General features: G+C 68.4%; 9 protein-coding genes and 1 pseudogene. 6 read left to right on the forward strand and 4 right to left on the reverse strand.

Annotation, left to right across the window (positions count from 1 at the left end):
* Window positions 1–7: 7 nt before the first annotated feature.
* Entirely contained in the window at window positions 8–520 is a 513-nt protein-coding gene (locus tag F4Y45_05365; GenBank protein MXY23935.1) for a DUF1579 domain-containing protein, read from the reverse strand.
* A 98-nt stretch (window positions 521–618) separates the two neighbouring features.
* On the opposite strand from F4Y45_05365, the gene F4Y45_05370 reads away from it, so the two are divergent.
* The 3 genes from F4Y45_05370 to F4Y45_05380 all read left to right on the forward strand — a co-directional run bounded on the left by F4Y45_05370 (window position 619) and on the right by F4Y45_05380 (window position 2,494).
* Window positions 619–1,071, forward strand: coding sequence for a type II toxin-antitoxin system HicB family antitoxin (locus tag F4Y45_05370; protein MXY23936.1), 453 nt, complete (start codon window positions 619–621; stop codon window positions 1,069–1,071).
* Window positions 1,072–1,117: 46 nt separating this feature from the next.
* The gene (locus F4Y45_05375; protein ID MXY23937.1) at window positions 1,118–2,074 is read left to right on the forward strand and encodes a porin family protein; all 957 of its coding nucleotides are present in this window, start codon (window positions 1,118–1,120) and stop codon (window positions 2,072–2,074) included.
* Between the two features lie 138 nt (window positions 2,075–2,212).
* Window positions 2,213–2,494 (forward strand): HigA family addiction module antidote protein, encoded by a 282-nt coding sequence (locus tag F4Y45_05380; GenBank protein MXY23938.1) that lies wholly within the window; start codon window positions 2,213–2,215, stop codon window positions 2,492–2,494.
* A gap of 64 nt (window positions 2,495–2,558) precedes the next feature.
* On the opposite strand, the gene F4Y45_05385 is transcribed toward F4Y45_05380, so the two are convergent.
* From F4Y45_05385 to F4Y45_05395, 3 genes and pseudogenes are all read right to left on the reverse strand, one after another.
* Complete coding sequence (locus tag F4Y45_05385) at window positions 2,559–4,514, reverse strand: type IIA DNA topoisomerase subunit B (protein MXY23939.1); 1,956 nt, start codon at window positions 4,512–4,514, stop codon at window positions 2,559–2,561.
* A gap of 8 nt (window positions 4,515–4,522) precedes the next feature.
* Window positions 4,523–6,947, reverse strand: a pseudogene (locus tag F4Y45_05390) (DNA topoisomerase 4 subunit A).
* Window positions 6,948–7,043: 96 nt separating this feature from the next.
* Window positions 7,044–7,700 (reverse strand): CoA pyrophosphatase, encoded by a 657-nt coding sequence (locus F4Y45_05395; protein MXY23940.1) that lies wholly within the window; start codon window positions 7,698–7,700, stop codon window positions 7,044–7,046.
* Window positions 7,701–7,747: 47 nt separating this feature from the next.
* Here F4Y45_05395 and F4Y45_05400 point away from each other — a divergent pair, with 47 nt between their 5' ends.
* The 3 genes from F4Y45_05400 to F4Y45_05410 all read left to right on the forward strand — a co-directional run bounded on the left by F4Y45_05400 (window position 7,748) and on the right by F4Y45_05410 (window position 10,919).
* Complete coding sequence (locus F4Y45_05400; GenBank protein ID MXY23941.1) at window positions 7,748–9,169, forward strand: MATE family efflux transporter; 1,422 nt, start codon at window positions 7,748–7,750, stop codon at window positions 9,167–9,169.
* Window positions 9,170–9,246: 77 nt separating this feature from the next.
* On the forward strand, window positions 9,247–10,404 hold the full coding sequence (locus tag F4Y45_05405; GenBank protein ID MXY23942.1) for a cystathionine gamma-synthase: 1,158 nt from the start codon (window positions 9,247–9,249) through the stop codon (window positions 10,402–10,404).
* Between the two features lie 14 nt (window positions 10,405–10,418).
* Complete coding sequence (locus F4Y45_05410) at window positions 10,419–10,919, forward strand: GNAT family N-acetyltransferase (GenBank protein ID MXY23943.1); 501 nt, start codon at window positions 10,419–10,421, stop codon at window positions 10,917–10,919.
* Window positions 10,920–11,100 lie beyond the last annotated feature (181 nt).

Consider the following 11,100-nt stretch of genomic DNA (forward strand, 5'->3'; position numbering starts at 1 on the left):
CGCCCCTTCAAAGCGTGGGCCCTGGCGTGGGCAGCGCGGCCGGGCTGGAATGCTCCGGGGCTGCACGCGCGAAAGTCGCCTCTACGGCCAAGGCCTCCTGGCCATCGGGTGTCACGTTGTACATGACGAGGTGCAATCCCGGGCCGTCGGCCAGCCGCAGCACGATCCGCCATCCCCAGTCCGGACCGGGCGGCGCCGCGTAGCTGCCTCGCACCGCGACGGATCCGTCGTCTTCGACGGCCCCCTCGCACGCCATCACGCAGTCCGACATGTGCCAGGAGTCGATCCAGTGCGCCGTCGCCTTCCCCCGTTCGGAGTCGTATCCGATCAGTATCGAACCCTCCTGCGCGGCGCCCTGATAGCTCCAGGTGTAGTCCACGCGGATGAACTTGCCACCCAGCAGCGTGGCCAGCACCAGCGTTGACTCGGTGTCCTCGGGTCTGCCGGTGTGCGGATCGTGCAGGCGGTTCGGACCTTTCCAGCGCCCCGCGCACGCCGCCAACCGGTCCAGTGCATTCATCGCCGCTGCTCCACGCGTTTCCTCCCACCGCTTGACGTGATACGGATATGTACCATACGGTCGTGGCGCCTAGCAATGATGTCATTGCTTGACCTGACATGGACTTCGCTTACCCGGCCCGTCTTGAACGCGAACTCGACGGTCACTACACGGTGACCTTCCCGGACTTGCCGGATGCAATCACGCAGGGCGAGGATCGAGACGATGCCCTTGCGATGGCCGCCGATTGTCTTGCGGAAACCATCGGCGCACGCATCGTGGACCGCGCTGACATTCCCGCACCGAGTCCCCCGGAGCCAGAACAAGTACGTGTTGTGGTCCCAGTTCACGTCGCGGTCAAGGGGGCGCTTTATGTCGCGATGAAGGAAGAAGGCATGAGCATGAGCGACTTGGCTCGGGTGCTCAAGGGGCAGCATCTTCAGGTTCGACGCCTTCTCGACCCCGGCCGAGCATCCAGCATGAAACGCATCGACCAAGCCTTGTCAGCCCTCGGGCGCCACGTATGCGTCTCGCTTGACTCCCGAGACCGGCGCGGCGGAACGCGGCAATGAGTGCGACTCGGTATTCGTGACCCGCTTTCCGGCTAATCTCACGCGCATGCTCATTCGAGACATTTCCCGCTGCCCTTCGCGCAGCGTCGTGGTTGCCGCCATTCTTGCGTTGCCGTTTGCCGCACCGGATGGCGCGAGCGCGCAGAGCGATCGGCAGGGTTTCTACGCTGGCCTGCAGCTTGGCGTCGTGAACTCCACCGCCGTCAGCTCGTCACTTAGCGGCGTCAACCACCCGACCCGCTGCGATGTGCTCCTGTATCCGAGCTCGGTGACTCCACCCGTCGACGATGCGGCGTGCCTCGACCGCACGCCGGCGGTGATCTTCTCCAACGAGTTCGACCACTCCCGCGGTCTCGCGGGGGGCTTCATGGCGGGGTACAGGGCGGGCGGGGTGCGGATCGAGATGGAGTACTTCCACCGGTACCTGGGTGACGCCACCTCGCCAGTCGGCGGCGCCGACAATCCCGCACTCCAGGGAAAGGCGTCCGAATGGAGCAACGATGAGCCGCCGTACGAATGGATTGGAGACTACGCGGCGCACCAGTTCTTCGCCAACGCCTACTACGACTTTCGGAACGCATCGAACTGGACGCCGTACGTCGGCGCCGGCGTCGGCTGGGCCGCGACCGGGCTGAGCTACTACGCGCAGCTCGTTCGCAAGCCGGCAGCGGAGTACCTGCAGGTCGAATTCGAGCCGGACTGGCCGGAGGTCGCCAAACGCGCCGCCGCGGGCACTGCCAGCATCATGGACACGAGGGCCACCATGACCGTCTTCGGGTACCAGTTGCTGGCCGGCGTCGACTATGCGCTCAGCCAGCGAACGTCAGTCGGGGTGACAGTGCGCCAGACCAGGTTCGACGACGTGCACCACGACACGCCCTGGAACCTCGTTCGGAGCCACGCGCCGGTGCAGGCCGACGGGGTCACTCCGTTCGACGCCACCATGGAGTTCGGTGGCATTGGGTACCAGGCCGTGACCGTCAGCCTCAAGTACCACTTCTGACGCCCGCTACAGCGATGCGGACGCCGAGACGCTGAACGTGTTGAACGGCACCCGGTGGACCGTACTGCAGCGCGCGACTATCACTGACCGAAGAGGGGTGCTGACATGAACGACACAGCAAGCAATCGCGTCGGCCCGATGCTGAATCCGCCGCACCTGGGCAAACTGATCCGCGAGAGCATGGACGACGTGGGCTGGAACGTGACCGAGACGGCGATGCGGCTCGGCTGCGAGCGAGGAACGCTATCGCGCCTGCTGAACGGCAAGGCGGGCGTGTCGGCGAACATGGCGCTGGCGCTGGAAGACATCGGCTGGGGCACCGCCGATCACTGGATGCGAATGCAAGCGAGCTACGAGCTTGCGCAGGCGCGGCGCGACCGGACGGCTGCGGAACATCGCATGAGGGCGCTGCACGCTTGATCGAGGCCTGCTCGTCGGCGCACCAGTACGTTGCCGGCCTGGAGGCCGGCGGACCAGTACCTCGCTACACGTCGAGGTCGAGGGCCTCGTCGGCCCGGTCCATGATGAAGCGGAAGCGCGCCGAGGGGTCCTTGCCCATGAGGTTGGCGATCACCCGGTCGGTGCGGTGCTGGTCGTCGACGGCGACGCGCAGCAGGCGGCGGGTCTCGGGGTTGAGCGTGGTCTCCCACAGCACCTTCGGCATCATCTCGCCGAGCCCCTTGAAGCGCGTGATCTCGGGGTTTCCCCGGCCGTTGGTGCGGGCGTTGACGATAGCGTCGCGGTGGGCGTCGTCGAGCGCCCAGTGGGTCTCCTTGCCGATGTCGACGCGGTAGAGCGGCGGCTGGGCGAGGAAGATCTTGCCGTGCGCGATCAGTTGGGGCAGGAAGCGGTAGAAGAAGGTGAGCAGCAGCGTCGCGATGTGATTCCCGTCGGAGTCGGCGTCGGCCAGGATGATGATGCGGTCGTAGCGCAGCCGGTTGATGTCGAACGTCTTGCCGATGCCGCAGCCGAGGGCGGTGACGACGTCGGACAGCTCCTTGTTCTCGAACACCTTCGAAGCGCTGGCGCTCTCGACGTTCAGCACCTTGCCGCGCAGCGGAAGGATCGCCTGCCGCGTCCGGTCGCGGCCCTGCTTCGCGGAGCCGCCGGCTGAATCCCCCTCCACGATGAAGAGTTCGCTCCCGCCCCGCGCGCTGCCCGTGCAATCGCTCAACTTGCCCGGCAGGTTCAACCGGTTGGTGGTGGCGCTCTTGCGCGAGACCGCCTGCTGCGCGGCGCGGCTCGCCTGGCGCGCCCGCGCGGCCAGGATGATCCGCGCGACGATGGCCTCGGCCGAGCTGATGTTGTGGTTCAGCCAGTGCTCCAGCGCCGGACGGATGGCGCCGTCGACAATCTGGGCCAGCTCGGGGTTATTCAGCCGGTCCTTGGTCTGCCCCTGGAACTGCGGGTCCAGCAGGAAGACGCTGAGCACGCCGGCGAGCCCTTCGCGGATGTCGTCCGCGGTCAGCGTCACGCCCTTCGGCGTGAGGTTGTGCGTCTCGATGAAGTTCCGGACCGCCTTCCCGAGTCCCGCGCGCAGCCCGGTCTCGTGGGTGCCGCCGGAGCCGGTCGGGATGCCGTTGACGTAGCTGCGGAACCGCTCGTCGGTCGCCTCGGTCCAGCGTAGCGCCACCTCGATGCGCGTCCCGCTCTCGGTATGGTCGCGCTGGAGGACGAACGCGGCGTCGTGCACCGGCGCGGCGTCCATCTCCTTGACGATGCGGGCGAGATAGTCGGGCAGCCCGTTCTCGTGGCGGAACGTCTCCTCGGTCCCGCGCGCCTCGTTCTCGAAGATGAACTCGACGCCGCCATGGATGTAGCTCGCAATCTCGATGCGTTCCCGGAGCAGCGCCTCGTCGAACGCCGTCTTCGGAAAGATGCGCGGGTCGGGCCGGAACCGGACCGTCGTGCCGGATCCGCGCGCCGCCTTTACCCTGGCGAGCGGCCCGGTCGGCTTGCCGCGCCGGAAGGTCTGCCGCCAGAGCGCGCCATCACGCTTCGACTCCGCCACCAGCTCTTCCGACAGGGCATTGACGACGCTGGCCCCGACGCCGTGCAGGCCGCCGGCGGCCCGGTACGACCCGTTGCCGAACTTCCCGCCGGCGTGCAGCGTCGTGAAGATCACCTCGAGCGCGCTTTTGCGGCTGCCCTTGTGCTGATCGACCGGGATGCCGCGACCATCGTCCGACACCGTGATCGCCGAGCCCTTGGCATGCAGCGTCAGCCGGACCCGGGTGGCGTGGCCGTTCATGGCCTCGTCCACCGCGTTGTCGAAGATCTCCCAGGCCAGGTGGTGCAGGCCAGCGGCTCCGACGCCGCCGATGTACATGCCGGGCCGCTTGCGAACCGGCGCGAGGCCTTCGAGAACGGTGATGTCCTTCGCCGTATATGACTGCGCCACGGTCCTGTCCGTCCGAAGGGGGGATCCGAAGCTTACCATGCGTACCGTCAGCTTCCGTTCAAGGCCGGCACCGTGACCGGCCGCGGCACGATCCGTCTGAAGCCCCGCTGTTTCAGCTCGCGTCCCTTGCCGCCCCGGCTCACAACCTCGTACTTCGCCGTGCTGATGTTTTGCGTGCCGCCCTGGTTCGTTTCGACCCTCAGGAAGTCACGGGCGCCGGACGACGCGACGAATCCGATCACCTGATCCTCGTTCCCCAGCTTGATCAACCGCACCCCCTTGCCGGGGCCCGACAGGAAGTTGACCTCGCGCGCCTGGCAGAGGATGGCGCGTCCCTGGCGGGTGGCGGCAATCAGCACTTCGTCGCCGTTCATCGAGACGACCCCCAGGATTTCGCTCTTCCCCGCCGGCCGCGCGAACTTCCGTCCCGCCCGCGTGCTCGGCTCGGCCAACGGCGCGAGGCTGAACCGGAGGCTATAGCCGTCGGTGGTGACAGCCACCGCATGCGTCCGCGGCTCGGGCGTCTCCGGCGTGTCCGGCCCGTCCGGCGCGTCCGCAATCCCAGGGGTGAGGCGCGGATCCAGGCTGAGCACCGAGACCACCCGTTCGCCGTCCTTCAGCTTGAAGAGGCGCTGAATCGGCTCGCCGTAACCGGTCGTCGCCGGCACGTCGATCAGGCGGCAAGAGTAGGCAGTCCCGAAGTTGGTGAAGCAGACCATCACGGCGCGCGTGCTGCCGGCGACGGCAGCCAGCAGCTCGTCTCCCTCGCGCAGCCGCGTCGTCGAGGGGTCCTTGACCTCGCGCTGCCGCTTCACCCAGCCGTCGCGCGAGATCAGGACCACCGCGTTCTCGTCGACGATCAGGTCGTCCGCGCTGTATGTCGCCTCGTCCGCGTCCGGCCGCTCGATCCGGGTCAGGCGCGGATTCCGCTTCGGGCCACCATAGGTCTCCTGGACCTCGACGAGTTCTTCGCGGACGATCGCCCAGCGGCTGTCCTCGTCGCGGAGCTGCTGGGTGATCGTGTGGGCGCGCTCGCGCTTCTCCTTCAGTTCCTGCCGGATCACCAGGATCTCGAGGCGGGCCAGCCGGTAGATCTTCAATTCGAGGATCGCGTCGGTCTGCTCGGCATCCAGCGGGAACTGGTCCATGATGCGTTTCGCCGCGTCCGCCTTCCCCTCCGAACGCCGGATCAGCGCGATGATCTCGTCCAGCGCGTCGAAGACCAGCGTGAAGCCCTCCAGCAGGTGAATCCGCTTCGTGAGGGCAGCCAGTTCGTGCTCCAGGCGCCGCGTCACCACTTCCAGGCGGAAGCTGAGGAAGTGCATGAGCACGGCCTTCAGGTCGAGCCGCTCCGGGCGCCCGACGCCCGCATGCTCCGTCGGCACGAGACAGGTGAGGTTGACCGGGAAGGTGGACTGCAGCGGCGTGTGGCGGAAGAGGTACGCCATCACCTTCCGCTCGTCGGCCTCCCGCTTCAGCTCCAGCTCGATCCGGACGTCGTCGGCCGAGACGTCCTTCACGTCGAGCAGGTGCGGCAGCTTTCGGCCGATCACGACCTCGGCGATGCGCTCCACCAGTTGCGCCTTGTTGACGCCGTACGGCACCGACGTGATGTGGACGGTCTTCGAGCCGCGGTGCGCCTTGCCCGGCTTCCATGTCGACCGGATCCGCAGGGTGCCGCCGCCCGTCGCGTAGATCTGCCGCAGCTCGTCCGCCGTGTTCACCAGCGTGCCGCCGGTCGGGAAGTCGGGCCCCTTGACCCAGCGGGCCAGCTCGGCGCTGGTCAGATCGAGGTTGTCAACGAGGTTTACCAGCGCCGTCGAGACTTCGCCCAGGTTGTGGGGCGGGATGTTGGTCGCCATACCGACCGCGATCCCGGTGGCGCCGTTCACCAGCAGGTTCGGCATCCGCGCCGGCAGCACGACGGGTTCCTGCTTCGTGCCGTCGTAGTTCGGCTGGAACGGGACCGTTTCCTGGTCGATTTCCGCCAGCAGCTCGGCGCTGATCGGGGCGAGCCGGCATTCCGTATAGCGCATCGCCGCGGCGCCGTCGCCGTCCAGCGAGCCGAAGTTGCCGGATCCGTCGATGAGCGGCGCGCGCAGCGTGAACGGCTGCGCCATCCGGACCAGCGTGTCGTAGATCGCGGTATCGCCGTGGGGGTGGTACGACCCCATCACGTCGCCCACCACCTTCGCGCACTTGCGGGGCTTCGCATCGGCGCGGAGCCGCTGCTGCCACATCGTGTAGAGGATGCGGCGCTGGACCGGCTTCAGCCCGTCCCGCACGTCGGGGAGGGCCCGCGAGGTGATGACCGACAGCGCGTAGTTGAGGTAGCGCGACTCCGCCGCGGCGTCGAGGGTGACAACGTCGTCGCCGCCTCGCTGGCCGGCGAGAAGGTCAATTTGAGTCATCGGATGCAGCCCTCTTCCTTCGGTTTCTCTTATCGGACGATGTGTGCAGTTTCGTGCCGATCTGCGCGGACCAGGAGACCGTGGCGCGACCCTGCGCCGCACCGAGAGCGGCGAGGCGGCCGGCTGACAAGGCGCAACGCCGGCCGCCGCCCCGCGCTTACCACGGGTCGCGCGGCCCGAGGCCGAGCAGGGCCAGCACCTCGCCCAGCACCATCGCCGTCGCCCCCCAGACGCGCTCGTTGCGCAGGGCGAAGTACGGCACGTCGAACCAGCGGTCGCCCCGCCAGCGGACGCCGAGCCGGAGATTGGCGGGATCGGCAATCTCGTCGAACGCCACCGGCAGCAGCCGCGCCACTTCCGCCGCGGCGCGGGACATGGCGGGCGCGCGATCGGCCACGCCCACGACCGGGTGGAGCACGTAGCCGCTCACGTTGATGTAGATGGGGGTCAGCTCGCCCACGAGCTCGATGCCCGCGCTCGCGATGCCCGTCTCCTCGAACGTCTCGCGCAGCGCCGCGTCGCGCACCGTCTCGTCGGGGTCCACCAGGCCGCCCGGGAACGACACCTGCCCCGCGTGCCGCGAGAGCCCTCCGTCGCGGACGGTCAACAGAACGTGCGGCGCGTCGTCCTGAAGATACAGAAGCATGAGCGCGGCGGCGGCCCTGGCGTCGCTCGGGATCTCGCCCGGCCGCCAGCCGTGCCGTATGGGCTTCGGCGCCAGCAGGGCGTGCGCGTCCAGCCCCGTCAGCGGGGCCCGGCCCGTGTCCTGAAGGCGCGAGGCGATCTGATACAGTGGCGGAGTTTCGACCGGCACGGTAGGACCTTCATCTTACTGCGGCCCGCAGGACCTCCCTCCTGGCGATGAGCGACAGCGACACGGGCCGACCTAAGCGAACCTTCGATCGCGCGATCGTCGAGGGGCCCATTCGGCGGGCCGTCTGGCGCATCGCGTGGCCCACCATGCTGCAGAACATCATCGGTGGGATGCAGGGGATCATCGATCAGGCGATGGTCGGGAACGTCGTCGGCCATATCGGCAACGCGGCGATAGGCGTCAGCACGCAGATATTCATCCTCGTCATCGTCTTCGTGGCGTCCGTCTTCAGCGGAATGGGCGTGCTGGTCGCCCGCTTCGCCGGCGCCAACGATCACGACAAGGTGAACCGCGTCGTCTATCAGGCGTTCCTGACGGCGGTCGCGATGTCGCTGCTGATCCTCGCGCCCATCGGCTACGTCGCGGCCCCGGCCCTGCTCGCCCTGGTGAACGCCGCGCCCGAGGTGCAGTCCGAAGCGCTGACCTACCTCCGCATCATGTTCGTGTTCAGCATCGGCATGCTCATCTTCTTCATGATGAGCGGCGCCCTCCGCTCCGCCGGCGACGCCCGGACGCCGCTCCGCCTCGGCGCGGTGATGACCGCGCTGAACATCGTCCTGAACGTCATTCTGATTGGCGGGCTGGGGCCGATTCCGGCGTTCGGCACCACCGGGGCGGCGATGGGCACCGCGATTGCGACCGGCGCGACCGCCCTCGTCTTCCTCTGGCTGCTCTTCTCCGACCGGCTGGTCATCCACTTCTCCTGGCGGATGTCGTTCGCGCCGGACTGGCAGATCATCCGCGAGCTGTTCCGCTTCGGCCTGCCGACCGGCTTCCAGGGAATCGTGATGAACATCGCCGGCCTGCTCCTGCTCCGGTTCGTCGGGTCGCTCGCCCAGAGCGCCGAGGCGCAGGCGGCGTACGCGGTCGGCTACACGCAGCTCTTTGCCCTGATAACCTGGACGTCGGTCGGCCTGATGGCCGCCACGGCGGCGGTGGCGGGACAGAACCTCGGCGCCGGACGGCCGGAGCGCAGCACGCGCGCCGCGGTGGTCGCCGCCGCTTACGGCGTGGGGGGCGCAGCCGCGATCGGCGCGGCGTTCCTGGCGTTTCCCGGTCCATTGCTCGCCGTCTTCGGCATGACCAGCGGGCCGGCGTTCGACCTGGGGCGCCAACTGCTCGCGTACCTCTCCATCTCCGCCATCTTCGTCACCGTCGCGCTCATCTACACCGGCGGACTGCAGGGGACCGGGGATACGCGCAGCCCGCTCTACATTTCGATCGTCTCGCAGGTGATCATTCCCATTGGCCTCTGCACCTACCTCCAGGCGACCACCGGCCTGGACGCATCCGACATCTGGCTGGCGATCGTGCTCGGTCACGTCGCCCGCGCCACGCTGAGCGTAGCCCGCTTCCACCAGGGCAAGTGGCGCGACATCGCCGTCGACATCGGCCCCGCGCGCGCGTAGTTTCGCCGAGCTGGTTCGCCGGCCTCCAGGCCGGCATCGGATCGGCCCCGTTCCCCCCGGTATACACTCCCGCTCCTATGTCTGAACTTCCTCCGAATCAGCAATCCTCCACCGTTGCCGCCCAGGCGGGCGGATGGGTCGATCCGCCCACCGGCGGACTGGTGCCGCCGATCCATACGGCGGTGCAGTATCAGCGGACGCCGGAAGGCAAGGCGACCGCCGGACGCATCTACACGCGCGATCAGAACCCGACCTACGAACCGCCGGAGCGGCTGCTCGCCACCCTGGAGGGCGGGCGCGCCGCGATGCTGTTCAGCTCCGGCGTGTCGGCCGCCATCAGCGCGTTCGAGACCCTGGAGATCGGCGCGCACGTCGTCGCGCCGGTCGAGATGTACTGGATGCTGCGCCGCTGGCTCGAGATGCAGCATGAACGGAAGCGGTTCGAGCTGGAGCTGGTGCCGAACGGCGACCTGGACGCGCTGCGCGCGGCGCTCCGTCCCGGCGAGACCCGCATCGTCTGGGGCGAGACTCCCGCCAACCCCGGCGGCGTCATCACCGACCTGCGGGCCGCCGCGGAGATCGCGCACGAAGCCGGCGCCCGGTTCGCCGTGGACAACACGGTGCCGACGCCGGTCCTGACGCGGCCCATCGAGCATGGCGCGGACCTCGTGATGCACTCCGCGACCAAACAGCTCAACGGCCACTCCGACGTCCTGACGGGAGCGCTCGTCACCGCCGAGGAAGACGACTTCTGGAGGGCGTGCCGCCGCGAGCGGGCGTTTCGCGGCGCCGTCATCGGCCCCTTCGAGAGCTGGCTGCTGCTGCGCGGCATGCGGACCGTCGTCCTGCGCGTCACGCAGTCGGCGCGGAGTGCACAGCAGATCGCCGAGCACTTCGTCGGCCATCCGGCCGTCGCGGACGTGCGCTATCCCGGCCTGCCCGACTTCCCGGGGCATGCGATCGCGGCGCGCCAGATGGACGGGGGCTTCGGATCGGTGGTCTCGATGCGGATGGCGGGCGGCGCGCCCGCCGCGGCGCGGGTCGTCCGGTTGTTCCGCCTGTTCCACAACGCGACGTCGCTCGGCGGCGTCGAGAGCCTCGCCGAGCAGCGCCGGATGTCGGAAGGGCCCGGCTCCCCCGTTCCCGACGACCTCGTGCGCTTCTCGGTCGGCATCGAAGCGGCCGAAGACCTCATCGCCGACATCGAGCAGGCGTTCGACCGCCTCTCCGCCTGAGGGAGCCCGGCCCCATGGCGCAGCCTGACCCAACGTTCCGGATCGACCCGGCCACGCCCGCCGACGTCCCCCTCATCCTCGCCCTCATCCGGGAGCTGGCCGAGTACGAGAAGCTCCTGGACGACGTCGTGGCAACCGAGGAAATGGTCCACGAGGCGCTCTTCGGCGACTCGCCGCACGCCGAGGCGGTAGTCGCCCGCGTCGGCGACGAGCCCGTCGGCTTCGCCCTCTACTTCCACACCTTCTCGACCTTCCTCGCTCGCCCCGGCCTCTACCTGGAGGACCTCTACGTCCGCCCGGCGCACCGCGGAAACGGCTACGGCCGCCGGCTACTCGTGCACCTCGCCCGCATCGCCGTCGACCGCAACTGCGGCCGGTTCGAGTGGTCCGTCCTCGACTGGAACGAACTGGCGCAGGCCACCTACCGCCGCGCCGGCGCCGTCCCGATGGACGAGTGGACTGTCTGGCGGCTTACCGGGGAGTCGTTGCGAAAGCTGGCCAACGAGGCGGATTGAACTCAGAGGTGCCTGTGAACAGCTTGGTCGACTGCAACCCGTCAACCTCCGAGAAGTGGACTCTCAAGCCGCAGATCTTCGCGCCGTGGCTGTTGGAGCCAATCCCCCGGGGCCCGGAGAGCCACAAACTCACGCAAACGCGTTTTCTGAGCACCAGGTCCCTCTTTCCCTACGTCCCTGA

It is taken from the genome of Acidobacteriota bacterium, from assembly GCA_009838525.1.
Taxonomy (GTDB): domain Bacteria; phylum Acidobacteriota; class Vicinamibacteria; order Vicinamibacterales; family UBA8438; genus VXRJ01.